The following is a 13520-nucleotide window of genomic DNA, read 5'->3' as shown; positions in this document are numbered from 1 at the left end:
ATGACAAGTCTCTACCCGGCCGGTCCCATCGGTGCCCCCAAGCACCGGCACGGTCAGGCCACCGCATTCGACACCGGCCTGCCCGCCGGGACCGAGGTCTTCTCGGCCGACAACCACATCTCGGTCGCCGACGACATCTTCTATCAGCACTTCCCCGACGACCTCAAGGACAAGGCGCCACGAATCTGGTACGAGGACGGCGCATACCTGCTCGGCCCTCCCGGAAACTCCATGGTGGTGGGTGATTTCAGCGCAGTGCTGATGCAATACGACGATCTCGCCGGCGCGGCCACCAACAACATCGAAGCCCGCATCCGTGAACTCGCCGACGACGGCGTCGACAAGGAACTGGCGTTCCCCAACGCGGTGTTGGCGCTGTTCCACTACCCCGATAAGGAGCTGCGCGAACGGATATTCCGCATCTACAACGAACACATCGCCGATGTGCAGGAACGCTCGAACGGGCATTGCTACGGAGTCGGATTGATCAACTGGTGGGACCCGCGCGGCGCTCGGCGCACCCTTGAGGAGCTGAAGTCGCTGGGACTCAAGACGTTTCTCATGCCGATCAGTCCGGGCAATGACGACCACGGCCAGATCATCGACTTCTCCAGCACCGAGATGAGCGCGGTGTGGGACGAGATCGAAGCCGCCGGACTGCCGGTCACCCATCACATCGGCGAAAGCCAGCCGAAGTGCCCGAGCGAGGTCAACAGCGTCGCGGTCGCCATGATGGTCAACATCGACTCGTTCCGAGAGATGTTCTCCAAGTATGTCTTCGGCGGCATCCTGGACCGGCATCCCAGCCTGCGGGTTGGCTGGTTCGAAGGCGGGATCTCGTGGGTGCTCCCCGCCCTGCAAGATGCCGAACACGTGCTGGCGTCATACCAGCACATGCTCAAACACCAGCCCGAACACGAACCCCGCTATTACTGGGACACCCACATGTGCGCGTCGTTCATGGTCGACGGCCTGGGTCTCAAACAGATCGACGAGATCGGAATCGACAAGGTGATGTGGTCCTCCGACTATCCGCACAACGAAAGCACTTTCGGGTATTCGGAGCGGTCGCTGGCCGCGGTGGTGGACGCGCTGGGCCCCGAAGACGCCGTCCGTGTTGTCGGTGGCAACATCAGAAACTTCCTGGGTATATAGATGACGAACTTACTGACCTCGGTCGTCGAGATCCCCAACGAGCCGGACTGGGGGCGCATGCGCTCGGAGACCGGTGCCCGCCTGCGCGCGGCGATGCGCGAGCACGGCGTCGACGCGCTGATCTTGTTGATGAACGGCCACGTCCAGTACGCAACCGGGGTCAGCTGGCCGCTGCTGGACGCCGGCCTGTCGCACGTGGAACGCCCCGTGGCCGTCGTGCTGGCCGACGACGAGCATCCTCATCTGTTCCTGCCGTTCCGCAGCGGGGCGGCGGCCGCGCCGCCGGTCCCGCCGGATCATCTGCACGGCCCGGTCTATCTCGAATTCGACAGCGGGGTAACGGACTTCGCCGGCAGGCTCGCCGAGTTGATCCCGCCGGGCGCGACGATCGCCGTCGACGAGCTGACCGGCGCGATGCGCCGCGCGTCGGGCATGCTGTTTCCCTCGGGCCCGCCGCAGGAGGCGGCGATCGTGGTCGGCGCCGCGCAACTGATCAAGACCCGTGACGAGGTTGCCTGCCTCCGCCAGGCAGCCCGGATCACCGAGCGGGCCATGGCCGACGTGCAGCAAGCGCTGGCGCCCGGGGTGCGACAGATCGACCTTTCGGCGCTGCTGGTGCGCCGCGCGTTCGAATTGGGCGCCACCGCCAACATGCTGGAAGCCATCTGGCAGGTCATGCCGGCCTCGCGGGAAGCCGGCGTGTGGACCACCCACGGCGATCTGGCGCTGCCGCTGCTGCCCACCGATCGTGAGTTGTCGGCCGGTGACGTGCTCTGGACCGACATCAGCTTCAGTTATGCCGGCTACTGCTCGGATTTCGGCCGCACCTGGATCGTCGGCGAGAAACCCACGGCGGCACAGCAAGACCAGTTCCGGCAGTGGCGAGCCATCTTGGACGCGGTGCTCGCGGTGACCAAGGCCGGCGCCACCTCGGGAGACCTGGCGCGGGCGGCGATCGCCGCCAACGGCGGTCGCAAACCGTGGCTGCCGCACTTCTACCTCGGCCACGGCATCGGCACCTACCCCGCCGAAACCCCCATGATCGGAACGGATCTGGGCGAAGACTTCGACGACAACTTCGTCTTCCCACCCGGCATGGTCCTGGTTTTGGAGCCGGTGGTATGGGAGGACGGCACCGGTGGCTATCGCAGTGAGGAGATCGTGGTGATTACCGAAGACGGCTACCTGCCGATCACCGACTACCCCTACTCCCCCTACGGTGACTGAGGTATTGCCCGACGCCCTGCAACTGCGGGTCGGGCGTCGGGAACGCGCACTGGCCCAGATGCAGGCACACGACCTCGACATCCTGGTGCTCGGGCGGCAAGCCAACGTCCGCTACGTCACCGGCGCCCCGCAGCTGTGGATAGCCGGGACCCGACCGTTCGGGCCGGTCTGCGTCGTGGTGCGCGCCAGCGGCGACATCTACCTCAACACCACCGATGACGAAGGTGTCCCGGAAGAGATCGACCACGATCACCTCTACGGGTTGACCTGGAGTCCGATGACGCTGATCGACGTCTTGAAGAAGGTCGACGGCGCCGAAACGGCGCTTCGCGTCGGAACCGATGCGATCACACCCACTTTCGCCGCGCTGTTGCCCGAAGCGTTCCCCAACGCCGAGCTGGTGGACGGCGAGCTGGCCATGCGAGCGGCACGGCGCATCAAGACGGCCGATGAGATCGCGACGATGGGCGAGGCCATTCGCATCGCCGAAGGTGGCCTCGCCGCCGGGGTGACGGAATTGCAGGCGGGGCTATCCGAGCAGAAGCTGGCCGGGGCGGTGCTGGAAGCGATGGCCGCCGGCGGGGTGAGCACGCCCGCCACTCAGGACGCCGCCTGGGTGACCTCGCGTGAACATCCCTGGCGGCGCGCACAACCGAACGGCACCGTACGAGAGGGCGACCTGGTCGCGTTGGCCGCCGGCGCGTTGGCCGGTGGCTACGTCGGCGAGGTGGGCCGGACCTGGCCGACCGGAACGGCCACGGCCGAGGTTCGCCAGCTTTTCCAGCGATCGAACCTGCTCTACGACAAGCTCATTGCCGCATGCCGGCCCGGCGCCTCCACCCGTGAGCTGCTCGCGGCATACGACTCCGCCGGCGAACCGATTCCGCCGATGCCGATCGCGTACGGGCTGGGGCTGGGCTTCGACCCGCCCGTCGTCTCCGAAACGCTCTCGGCCGCAGGCGAAGACGACCGCCTCGATCCCGGGATGGTGCTAGCGGTGACGGCCTACGTGTGGCAGGAATGCGTCGGCGCCGTATTTCGCCGCGACACCGTCCATGTCGGCGCCGGCGGTGCGGAAGTGCTGACGCACAGCCCGGTCTGGCCAGCACACTAGAGCGCGTCGGCAATGGCTCGGCCTGCGGTGCGCCCGGAGAAGATGCAGCCGCCGAGGAAAGTGCCTTCCAGCGCGTTGTAGCCATGCACCCCGCCGCCGCCGAAACCGGCGACTTCGCCGGCGGCATAAAGCCCGCCGATGGGCTGCCCATCCAGACCCAACGCGCGGGAAGAGAGGTCGGTCTGTATGCCGCCCAATGTCTTTCGGGTGAGGATGTGTAATTTGACCCCGATGAGCAGGCCGGCGTCCGCATCGAGGATGCGATGCGGAGCGGCGGTGCGGCCGAGCCGGTCGGCGAGAAACTTGCGCGAATTGCGGATGCCTTGAACCTGGGCGTCCTTGCTGAAGGGATTGGCCAACTGCAGGTCGCGGGCGTGGATTTGGCGGCGAATCGCGCTCGCGTCGAGTAAGGGTTCGTCGGTCAACGCGTTCATCTTTCCCACCAGCTCGTCGAGATTGTCCGCCACGACGAAGTCCGCCCCGCGGGTCTTGAACGCTTCCACCGGGCCGGGCGCCCCCCTGCCAAACAAGCGCTGCCGCACCACCGCCTTCTTGCTCTTGGAGGTGATGTCGGGGTTTTGCTCCGAGCCCGACAGCGCGAATTCCTTCTCAATGATCTTCTGGGTCAGGATGAACCACGAGTGGTCGTACTGCGCGATGTCCGACGTGGTGCGCAGGTAGCGCAGCGTGCCCAGGGTGTCGTAGCCGGGCAGAAACGGCTGCGGCAGGCGGCGACCCAGCGCGTCGAACCACATCGACGACGGTCCGGGCAGGATGCGGATGGCGTGGTCGGGCCAGATCGGATTCCAGTTGATGACGCCTTCGGTGTAGTGCCACATGCGATCCCGGTTGACCAGCCGCACACCGGAATCCGCGGCGATGTCGAGCATGCGGCCGTCCACATGGGCCGGGACGCCGGTGATCATCGACTTCGGTGGGGTGCCCATGCGCTCGGGCCAGTGGCGGCGGATCATGTCGTGGTTGGCGCCGATCCCGCCGGTCGTGATGACGACGGCCTGAGCGGACAGTTCGAAGTCGCCGACCCGCTCGCGGTTGGACGGGGCGCCGCGGGGGGCGTCGTCGGCGGCCAGCACGGTGCCCCGCACCCCGGTCACCGCGCTGCCGGTGAACACCAGCTCGTCGACCCGACGGCGATGGTGGAAGGTGACCAGCCCGCGGGCCGCGGCCCGGCGTGCGGAGTCGACGAACGGTCCGACGACTCCGGTCCCGGTTCCCCACGCGATGTGGAAACGCGGCACCGAGTTGCCGTGGCCGGCAGCGCTCAGGTCGCCGCGCTCGGCCCACCCCACGGTGGGCAGGAACGTGATGCCGTGCCCCGCCAGGTAGGCGCGCTTGTCGCCGGCGGCGAACTCGACATAGGCGCGCGCCCAGCGACTGGCCCAGTGGTCTTGGGCGTCCGGGCCATCCAGGCGATCGAACGCGGCGCTGCCCTGCCAGTCGTTCCAGGCCAGATCGAAGGAGTCCTGCACGCCCAGCCGACGCTGTTCCGGGCTGTCGACGAGGAAGATGCCGCCGAACGACCAGTACGCCTGACCACCGAGGTTGGCCTCGTTTTCCTGGTCGACGACGGCCACCTTCTTGCCGCGGCTAGTGAGTTCGTGGGTGGCGACCAGGCCCGCCAGGCCGGCGCCGACCACGATCACGTCAGCATCCATTGGGCATCCTCCAAAACTAATTGCATAACGAATACATTAAAGTATCGGATGCAATGTAGTATTCGGCGAGTGATGGACGTGACAGTGAAGCCGATCAGGGTCACCAAGCGCCGCGCCGAGACGCGGGCGCGGTTACTTGCTGCCGCGTATCGGGTGTTCGCCGACAAGGGGTTTGGGCGCACGCGCATCGAGGACGTCTGCACGGCGGCGGGCTACACCCGCGGCGCGTTCTACTCCCAGTTCGACAGCCTCGACGAATTGTTCTTCAGCCTCTATGACGAACGCGCATTGCTCATCACCGAGCAGGTCGGCGAGGCGCTGGCCGACGTGGAAGGCCCGGACACGATAGAAGCGGCGCTCGAACGTGTCGCCGCTACGTTGCTGCTGGACCGTGACTGGCTGCTGATCAAGACCGATTTCCTGATGCACGCTGCGCGCAATCCCCATGTCGCGCAACGGCTTTTACATCACCGAGCCCAGCTGCGCGAGGCGATCGAACGGCGGCTGGCGGCCACGGCCGCGGTTGCTTCAGTTGATCCGCCGTGGCCGCTGGGCACCGTCGCGGACGCTGCCCGAGCGGTGGTCGCGGCCTACGACGGCGTGACCGTGCAGCTCCTCCTCGACAACGACACGACGGCGGCGCGCGACTGGCTCAACCAACTGCTGACGACGCTCCTGCGCGGCTGATCCGGGAGCGGAGTTCGCTGAGAGCGAACGCAGCGGCGGCGGAGCGGGACGCCGACGCACCATGGAAAGACAGGTCCGCGCCAGGCCTTCCCGGCGCGGACCTGTTCGACTAGCCGGCGCTTTCGGCGAGAGCCGCGTCGAGCAGATCGCCGATGCGATGCCGTTCCCACAGATTCAACAGGTTCGACAGCATCTGCAGCGGCGCGCGCACGCTTTCGTCGTCCTTGATGCGCGGGTCGGTTCGGTCACCCGGGACGGATTCACCAAACCGCTTGCGTATCAGCGCAGGTACATCGAGCAACCAGGCCACGCCCATCCCCGCCGCGTAGAGCAGGAGATGGCGGCGCAATCGGTTGGGGTCGAGAACCGGGCCCCCACTTTGCGCGATTTCGGTCACGAATACCTGCAGCAGTTCGTCGAGATGCCGATCCCACAAGGACGTTTCGGCACCCGACATCGCTCCCCACAGGGCCATGCCCAGATTCATCTGGCCGACGCATCCCCAGTCCATCAAGCCGCAGTGCAGGCCGCCGGCGTCGGCGCTGTCGCGCCAAAACCAGGCGTTGTCGACGTTGGCGTTCCAATGGCACAGGGCGACATAGTCGGTATCGGCCGCCAGTTGGGCCGCGACGAACCGCTCGTGCGCTGCGATCCGCGGCGCGTCCGTGCGCAACCGCGTCAAGAACTCGGGCGAGCCAACATTGGCGGGCAGCAGTCCAGGGTGGGTTTCGGCGAATTCCGCCAGCTGACGCAACCGCCGGTCCAGTTGGTCGCGGGTCTGGGGTACGCGGTCGCCCACCGTCGCGGCCTGCACGTCCAGCGGGAAATGGGCGATCAGGTCGGCCGGGAGACGCCCGGATCGGTGCGCGCCGGCCAGGCGGGCCAGTGCGGTGAGCAGCGATCGATAGTGCTCCAGCGGCTCGGGCATCTCGTAGTCCAGGCACTTGTGGTATTGCCGCTCGATCCCATTGCAGCCGAACGCAATTCGCTCGGTGATCAGTATTCCGGTGCCGGTCTGCGCATGATAGTCGCCGAACATGACCGTGGGTACCGCGATGGGGAACCCGGTTGCCCGCGACAGCGACGCGAACCGCACCTCGGGCTCCATCTGGGTCTTCCCGCGGTCACGAATCGCGTTGTCGAAATCCCGGGAAAACTTGACGAACAAGTCGGTGTGCAATCCCGGTGCAGCCTGGTCGTATTCGACCGACAAGACGACTTTGCGTCCCGTGCTGCCGCCCGCGACCTCGCGCAGATCGGCGATGCGCGTGACGCGGTTACCGTCGAGCGCGCCGGCCGCCCGAAAGGCATCGGTGAGAAACGGGGCCCCGGCGGCGCGCAACGCGGCGGCATCGGCGGGAAAGGCTATACCGAACTGATCACCGGCCGCCCAGCGGTTCACCATGTCTGTTCGGCCGCACGCACCAGCATGTGATTGACCGCCACCCGGCGATCCCTTGTCACCATGAAAAGCACCGCGTCGGCGATGTCTTCCGACCGCAGCTTGACCATGCCGGCCGTCTGCCGCTCGAACGTCTCCCGCGACGACTCGGTTAAATGGGTGAAGATCTCGGTGTCGACGGTCCCCGGGCCGACCACCCCGACCCGGACCCGCTTGCCGATGAGCTCCTGGCGGATGCCCTCACTGAAGGCGTTCACGCCGAACTTGGTCAGCGCGTACACCGCGGTACCGGGGCGGGCCACCCAGCCCGCGGTGGAGCTGATCGTCACCACATCGGCCACCCCGCGCGGTGAGTCGGCGGCCGCGTCGATCAGATGTGGAAGTGCGGCCCGGGTGGCGTACAGCACACCCTGCACGTTGACGGAGACCATGTCGTCCCAGTCCCGCAGGGAAGCCTCGGCGGCCACACCCATCTGCATCGTCCCGGCGTTGTTCACCAGAGTGTCCAGCCGCCCCAGCTCGGCGACGGTGCGCTGCACCGCCGCCGACACCTGCTCGGCGTCGGTCACGTCGGCGGGCACCAACAGCGCTGTGCCGCCCGCGGATTCGATCTCGGCTTTCAGCTCGGTCAGCCGTTCGGCGCGTCGTGCCAACAGGGCCACCGCGGCGCCTTGCGCGGCCAGCGCCTTCGCTGTCGCCGCGCCGATACCGCTGCTGGCACCGGTCACAAGTGCGGCGGTGTTGGCCAGCGTCTGCGTCATAGTCGGCCTCTCGTCGGTGATCCGGCGCCCAGGATGTCGTGGAGCACGTACTCGTTGTCTTCGCCAAGGTCGGGGGCGCCACGCTCGATGCGCGCCGGATTGCGCGCGATCCGCCACGACGGTCCCAGGATAGGACGCTGGCCCTCGCGGTGATCACTGACGAAGCGGTACAACTCGCGGTCCCACAATCGTTGATCGGCAATGACATCGACCGACGTGGCGCTCTTGCCGGCCGGCACACCCGCCGCCCGCAGGCGGTGCGCCAGTTGCTCGGCATCGTGGTTGCGGGTGAGTGCGGAGAGGTCGGCATCCAGCGCCCGCGCATGCGCGCGCCGCGAGTCTAGGCTGAGGTAGCGCGGGTCGGTGAAAAGTGTTGCAGCATCTAGGGTGTCGCACAATCGCCGCCATTCGACGTCGTCGGCCACGGCGATGGTGATCCAGGAGCCGTCCGCGCACGGATAGCAACCGTGCGGGCACAGGTCGGGGTGCTGGTTGCCACTGGGCGCCAGCGGCTTTCCGGTGAGGCTCTGCTCGAGCAGGCAGTCCCCGATCATCGTCGACAGGGTTTCGACGGCCGACACGTCGACGAACTGACCCTCGCCGCTCAGCTCACGGTGCAGCAGCGCCACCACGGCGGCGTATGCCGCCGCCGCGCCGACGGTCGAGTCCCCGTAGCGCATGCTCGCCCCCAAGGGCGGCCCGCCGGGATAGCCGACCAGGGAGGCGAGTCCGGCCAGCGCGGCGAAACACGGCGCATAACCGGTCTGATGCCCCAGCGGACCGTCGTTGCCCCACATCTTGATCGAGACCGAGATGATGTCCGGCTTGAGCTCGGTGAGCTGCTGGTACCCCAGGCCCTGGCGCTCCATCGCGCCGGGACGCAGGTTGTTGATCACGATGTCGCTGTGCGCGATCAGCGCACGTAGCCGCGCCATGTCGTCGGCCGCCTTGATGTCGAGGTCGACGCTGAGGATCTCGGGATTGATGCTCAGGAAGAACGGCGCGTGGTTGATATCGGTGCCGCCGTAGGCACGCATCTCCTCGGGGTGGGACGCGGTTTCCACCTTGATCACCTCGGCGCCCAGCAGCGCCAGCAGCTTGCCTGCGTACGGGCCGGCCCACACCTTGGTCAGTTCCACCACACGGACGCCCTGCAGCGGTCCGCCGCGCGGATTCCTGGCCGGCTTCAGTTGGCCGGTCTTGACGAGCGGCGCCGCGCGCGGTGTGTCGAGCGAATCCAGCACCAACCGGGTGTGCTGGCCGAGAGCCGGTGCAGCAGAACTAATTTCAGCCGGCGACGCGCTCAGCGTGTACGGGGCGGTCGGATAGGCCGCGGTACCCAGCACGGGATGGTGCACATCCCGGAAAAAGCCGCGGTGACGGTACTGCGCCGAGCTGTGCAAATCCGGCGCGTCGTTGACGGGGACCAGCGGCACACCCAGCCGCTGAGCCTCCTCGGCCGCGGCCTCCTTGGCTAGGTCCTTGACCCACAGCGCAAACCCGCGCTGGAACGCGGCGACCTTTTCCGGCGTGACGGAGAACTCCAGCCAGTCGTCGTCGAAGTCGTCGAGCCACTCCGGGCGCCCCAACAACTCCTTGACGCCCAGCCAATGCGCACGGCTGGTCATGTACAGGTACACGAAGCCGTCGGCGCAGGCGAAAAACGACGCCGGGCCCTGTTGGTCGAAATCGTCGCGGCCGCCCTCGGCCGGCACCTCGCCGGTAATGAATCGCCCCACGATGCAATCGGCGCGGGACACCAGCACGGCCTGCTGCGAAACGTCGATGGCATCGCCCTGCCCCGTGTGCAGCCGCCCGAACAGCGAGGAGGCGACGCACAGCGCCGCCTCCAGTCCGGCCTCGTAGTCGCCGAGGAACCGGCCGGGCCCCTGCAGGGGCGGCTCGGCCGGATCGGCATGGCTGGGGGTGTGGAACCCCCAGCCGCTGGCGTGAAACACGTTGATGCTCTTGGCATTGTCGAACTCGGCATCGGCCAGCTCACCGAACGGCGTGATCGAGCAGAACACCACGCCCGGATGCCCGTCGGCCCAGCCCCGGTCGCGGTCGTCGATCACCGCATCGGCGGTGCCAATCAGCCGCTGCAGCTGCTCGCCGTCGACAACCACCGAGCGCTTGTTGGTGTTGAGGTACGCAAACAGCGCGCTGCCTTCGGTACCCGCACCGAGGATCGGCGCCATTGCCCGGGTGGGGCTACCGCACCCGGGCGCCTCGACCTTGATCACGTCGGCGCCGAAGTCGGCCAGCAGCTTGCCGCAGTACTCCCCCGCGACCGACCCGGCCAGTTCGACGATCCTGAAACCGGTCAGCGCCGACATGCCCGCAATCCCAAAGCGGTCAGGGCTTGCTTCGGCCCGAGCGGCTCAAGCGCCACTCCGGCGGGAAGTTCAGGTCGTTGTCCTTGACGACGTTGTTCAGTCCCTTTTCGAAGGTGCCCTCGGTGAGGTCGACCTCTTGCGCGTCGTTCTGGATCATCGGCAACATGCCCTCGACCATCCCGGTGAGCAGGCTGCCGAAGTACTCGCCCTTGTGTTGCTTGTAGAGCTCCAGGAACGTCTTCTGCACCGCGACGGTGTCGGTCGGGCGCGACTTCGAGCACGCCAGCGCGTACTTCTCGGTCTCGGCTTCCAGCTGGTCGCGGGGCACCACGCTGTTCACGAAGCCGCAGTCGTACATCTCCTTGGCGCTGAAAGGCCGTCCGGTGAACAGCATTTCGGAGAACTTGCGCAGGCCCATCGTCTCGGCCCACCACCACAGCCGCGGACCCCAGCCGACGTAGCGGAAGGCCGGGTGCCCGAACAGGGCATCGTCGGACGAGATCACCAGGTCGGCATCGCCCGCCTGATAGAAGTGCCACCCGTAGCAGTAGCCCTTGGCCTCGATGATGCTGATCTTGCGAAGTTCTTGCAGGGGGCGGTTTCCCGCACGGGCCTTGGCGTAGAAGTCGGTGACGGTGGACAGGTAGCGGTAGGAGCCGCCCGGCGGGTACTTGACGTCGTCGTCGTTGATCGCCAGCTCGTGGTGCAGCGGTAGGCCCGGGTTCTCCAGCATCGGCCGCTGCTCGGGCAGATCCCCGCCACTTCCGAAATCCTGGCCCTCGCCGCGGATCACGACGACCTTGACGTCGTCGTCCACGTTGCACTTATGGATCAGGTCGGCGTAGTTCTGCCGCATGCCCAAGGTGGTGGAGTTCTGCGCCTGGGGACGATCAAAGGTGATGTAGGCGATCCTGTTCTTCTTGTCCTTCTGGAACTTGATGTACTGCTCGGCTTCCTTCTTCAGCTTCTCGTAGTCGTATTCAGGCATGTGTCGTCTCCACTTCTATTTGATCGATTAAATGCTTATTTGAGCAACGCGCCCGCATCGACGGGCAGCGAAACGCCTGTGACGTAACGAGATTCGTCAGAAGCGAGGAACAGGACCGCATTGCTGATGTCTATCGCTTCCACCCACGGAATCGGCAACGTGTGCGTCTGCTGTGAGTGCGGCGCGAAATCCTCCGGTCCCGGGTTCTCCAGATCCGGCCGAAACAACCGGTAGGTGATCTCGTTCATCGTCATCGGCGTGTTGACCTGGCTGGGATGCACCGAGTTCACCCGAATGTTGTACTGGCCCAGCTCGACGGCGAAACTGCGCATCAGGCCCAGCACGCCGTGCTTGGCCGCGATGTAGTGGCCGGTGTAGGCCATCGCCTTGTGCGACCCCACCGAACCGGTCATCACAATGGAGCCGCCGCGCTTGCCGGCGAGGATATGCGGCACACCGGCTTTCACCGTGTGCCAGACGCCGGACAGGTTGACGTCGATCATGTCCTGCCAGATCTGCTCGGGAATCTTGTGCAGCTTGTTGCCGAACGTGCCGATGCCCGCATTGGCGACGATGATGTCCAACCGGCCGAGTTGTTCCACGCCGTTGTCCACCAACGCTTTAAGCGCGGCGAAGTCACGCACGTCGGCCTGCTCGGCCACGATGCGGCGGTTCTGCGCCTTGACCAGCTCCACGGTCTCGGCGAGGTCCTCCGGTGTCGAGTGCGGATACGCCATGTTGTCGATCGGTCCGCAGATGTCAAAGGCGATGATGTCGGCGCCCTCCTGCGCCAACCGCACCGCGTGGCTGCGACCCTGCCCCCGCGCGGCACCGCTGATCAGTGCGACCTTTCCCTCCACACGCCCGGCCATCACGCCACCACCGTCGGCAGGGTTTCCCAGCCCCGCACCGTCGACGTCGGGCTGAGTTTGGAGTTGGCTAGATCCAGCTCCCACTCCGGGAACCGCTTGAGGATCTCCTCCAGGGCCACCCGACCCTCCAGCCGCGCCAATGCCGAGCCCAGGCAGAAGTGCGCACCCACGCTGAATGTGAGGTGCGGTCGGGGTGGGCGATGGATTTTGAATTCGCCTGCGTCCGGGCCGAACTGGCGTTCGTCGCGGCATGCCGCCCCCACCAGCATCAGCATCACGCTGCCTTCGGGGACCGTCTGGTCGTAGATGCTGACATCGCGGGTTACGTAGCGCGCCATGTGGGGCGCGGGCGGCTCGAAGCGCAGCAACTCCTCGATCGCCTGCGGGATGAGCCCGGGATTTTCGACGAGTTCGCGACGCTGGTCCGGGTGCTCCGCCAGCACCTTCCCCGCCCAGCCGATCAGCCGGGTCGTCGTTTCGTTGCCCGCCCCGGCAACGACGTTGAGGTACACCAAGATCTCGTTCCGGGTAAGCCGCCGCGTGGTGCCGGTCTCGTCGACGAATTCGACGTTGAGCAACTCGGTCATGATGTCGTCGGACGGGTGTTCCGCACGCCAGTCGATGTAGGCCTCGAACTGCTCCCCCACGGACAAGCCATGCTTGTGCTCCATGGGTTTACCAGCCTCCGTGCGCAGTTGGGCATTGACCCGATCCCGAACCATTTCCTGGTCGTCCTCGGGAATGCCGAGCAACATGCTGATGACCTTCATCGGCATGATCGCGCCCAGGTCGGTCACGAAGTCAAACCGTCCCGAGCCCACCAGCGGATCCAACGCTTGCGCGCAGAAGTCGCGGATCAACGGCTCCAGCGCGGCAATCTTGCGGGGGGTGAACATCCGCGACAGCAGCTTGCGGTGCACGTCGTGAATGGGCGGATCTTCGAAGATCAGCATGCCCGAGGGGATTTCGAGATTGGCCTTGATCAGCTCGAGGATGACGCCGCGCGCGGAGCTGTAGGTGCCGACGTCGATCAACGCCTTGTTGACGTCGGCGAATCGGCTCAGTGCAAAGAAGTCATATTCCGCGTTGTAGTACAGCGGCGCGTCGTCGCGCAGCCGCGCGAACATGGGATATGGGTCGGCGATCAGCTCGACGTCGTACGGGTCGAAGCGAATCGAGCTGTCCGTGCTCGCAGTGCTCACGGTCACGAAAATCCTCCTGCCGGTGATGTTTCCAAATGTTGCTCTGACGAGCACGCGGGCTGGGTTGGAACATGCTTGGGGACGGCTGGCCGCCGGATTA

General features: G+C 66.2%; 11 protein-coding genes. 4 read left to right on the top strand and 7 right to left on the bottom strand.

What is annotated here, in order from left to right:
* Genes G6N66_RS12825 through G6N66_RS12815 form a run of 3 tightly spaced genes read left to right on the top strand, consistent with a single transcriptional unit; the run spans position 1 to position 3496 of the window.
* Positions 1 to 1155 carry an amidohydrolase family protein gene (locus G6N66_RS12825; RefSeq protein ID WP_085236559.1) on the top strand — a complete coding sequence of 385 codons (1155 nt, stop codon included), beginning with the start codon at positions 1 to 3 and terminating at the stop codon, positions 1153 to 1155.
* Positions 1156 to 2382 carry a M24 family metallopeptidase gene (locus G6N66_RS12820; RefSeq protein ID WP_085236468.1) on the top strand — a complete coding sequence of 409 codons (1227 nt, stop codon included), beginning with the start codon at positions 1156 to 1158 and terminating at the stop codon, positions 2380 to 2382.
* Positions 2383 to 2440: 58 nt separating this feature from the next.
* A complete protein-coding gene (locus tag G6N66_RS12815; RefSeq protein ID WP_085236558.1) occupies positions 2441 to 3496 on the top strand; it encodes a M24 family metallopeptidase in 1056 nt (351 codons plus the stop codon).
* On the opposite strand, the gene G6N66_RS12810 is transcribed toward G6N66_RS12815, so the two are convergent.
* Positions 3493 to 5172 (bottom strand): FAD-binding dehydrogenase, encoded by a 1680-nt coding sequence (locus tag G6N66_RS12810; RefSeq protein ID WP_085236466.1) that lies wholly within the window; start codon positions 5170 to 5172, stop codon positions 3493 to 3495. The two genes, G6N66_RS12815 and G6N66_RS12810, sit on opposite strands and share 4 nt — an antisense overlap.
* 48 nt (positions 5173 to 5220) lie before the next feature.
* Between G6N66_RS12810 and G6N66_RS12805 the strand changes: the two genes are divergently transcribed.
* The gene (locus G6N66_RS12805; RefSeq protein ID WP_332107698.1) at positions 5221 to 5859 is read left to right on the top strand and encodes a TetR/AcrR family transcriptional regulator; all 639 of its coding nucleotides are present in this window, start codon (positions 5221 to 5223) and stop codon (positions 5857 to 5859) included.
* A 109-nt stretch (positions 5860 to 5968) separates the two neighbouring features.
* Here G6N66_RS12805 and G6N66_RS12800 read toward each other — a convergent pair whose 3' ends face one another.
* The 6 genes from G6N66_RS12800 to G6N66_RS12775 are packed head-to-tail and all read right to left on the bottom strand — an operon-like array spanning position 5969 to position 13420.
* Entirely contained in the window at positions 5969 to 7264 is a 1296-nt protein-coding gene (locus G6N66_RS12800; RefSeq protein WP_085236463.1) for a hypothetical protein, read from the bottom strand.
* The gene (locus tag G6N66_RS12795; RefSeq protein WP_085236461.1) at positions 7258 to 8022 is read right to left on the bottom strand and encodes an SDR family NAD(P)-dependent oxidoreductase; all 765 of its coding nucleotides are present in this window, start codon (positions 8020 to 8022) and stop codon (positions 7258 to 7260) included. The genes G6N66_RS12800 and G6N66_RS12795 overlap by 7 nt, the downstream gene beginning before the upstream one ends.
* Positions 8019 to 10358: a CaiB/BaiF CoA-transferase family protein gene (locus G6N66_RS12790; protein WP_085236459.1), complete on the bottom strand. Its 2340-nt coding sequence runs from the start codon at positions 10356 to 10358 to the stop codon at positions 8019 to 8021. The genes G6N66_RS12795 and G6N66_RS12790 overlap by 4 nt, the downstream gene beginning before the upstream one ends.
* Before the next feature lie 19 nt (positions 10359 to 10377).
* Entirely contained in the window at positions 10378 to 11346 is a 969-nt protein-coding gene (locus tag G6N66_RS12785) for an enoyl-CoA hydratase/isomerase family protein (RefSeq protein WP_085236457.1), read from the bottom strand.
* A 35-nt stretch (positions 11347 to 11381) separates the two neighbouring features.
* Positions 11382 to 12218: a mycofactocin-coupled SDR family oxidoreductase gene (locus G6N66_RS12780; RefSeq protein ID WP_085236455.1), complete on the bottom strand. Its 837-nt coding sequence runs from the start codon at positions 12216 to 12218 to the stop codon at positions 11382 to 11384.
* On the bottom strand, positions 12218 to 13420 hold the full coding sequence (locus G6N66_RS12775; RefSeq protein WP_139825546.1) for a cytochrome P450: 1203 nt from the start codon (positions 13418 to 13420) through the stop codon (positions 12218 to 12220). The genes G6N66_RS12780 and G6N66_RS12775 overlap by 1 nt, the downstream gene beginning before the upstream one ends.
* Between the last annotated feature and the right edge of the window lie 100 nt (positions 13421 to 13520).

It is taken from the genome of Mycobacterium conspicuum (genome assembly GCF_010730195.1).
GTDB lineage: Bacteria > Actinomycetota > Actinomycetes > Mycobacteriales > Mycobacteriaceae > Mycobacterium > Mycobacterium conspicuum.
This window is presented reverse-complemented; position numbering and strand designations above follow the sequence as displayed.

Coding starts and splice junctions, on each gene's coding strand:
- G6N66_RS12825 (WP_085236559.1), top strand. CDS start 1: ATGACAAGTCTCTACCCGGCCGGTCCCATCGGTGCCCCCAAGCACCGG.
- G6N66_RS12820 (WP_085236468.1), top strand. CDS start 1,156: ATGACGAACTTACTGACCTCGGTCGTCGAGATCCCCAACGAGCCGGAC.
- G6N66_RS12815 (WP_085236558.1), top strand. CDS start 2,441: ATGCAGGCACACGACCTCGACATCCTGGTGCTCGGGCGGCAAGCCAAC.
- G6N66_RS12810 (WP_085236466.1), bottom strand. CDS start 5,172: ATGGATGCTGACGTGATCGTGGTCGGCGCCGGCCTGGCGGGCCTGGTC.
- G6N66_RS12805 (WP_332107698.1), top strand. CDS start 5,221: ATGCAATGTAGTATTCGGCGAGTGATGGACGTGACAGTGAAGCCGATC.
- G6N66_RS12800 (WP_085236463.1), bottom strand. CDS start 7,264: ATGGTGAACCGCTGGGCGGCCGGTGATCAGTTCGGTATAGCCTTTCCC.
- G6N66_RS12795 (WP_085236461.1), bottom strand. CDS start 8,022: ATGACGCAGACGCTGGCCAACACCGCCGCACTTGTGACCGGTGCCAGC.
- G6N66_RS12790 (WP_085236459.1), bottom strand. CDS start 10,358: ATGTCGGCGCTGACCGGTTTCAGGATCGTCGAACTGGCCGGGTCGGTC.
- G6N66_RS12785 (WP_085236457.1), bottom strand. CDS start 11,346: ATGCCTGAATACGACTACGAGAAGCTGAAGAAGGAAGCCGAGCAGTAC.
- G6N66_RS12780 (WP_085236455.1), bottom strand. CDS start 12,218: ATGGCCGGGCGTGTGGAGGGAAAGGTCGCACTGATCAGCGGTGCCGCG.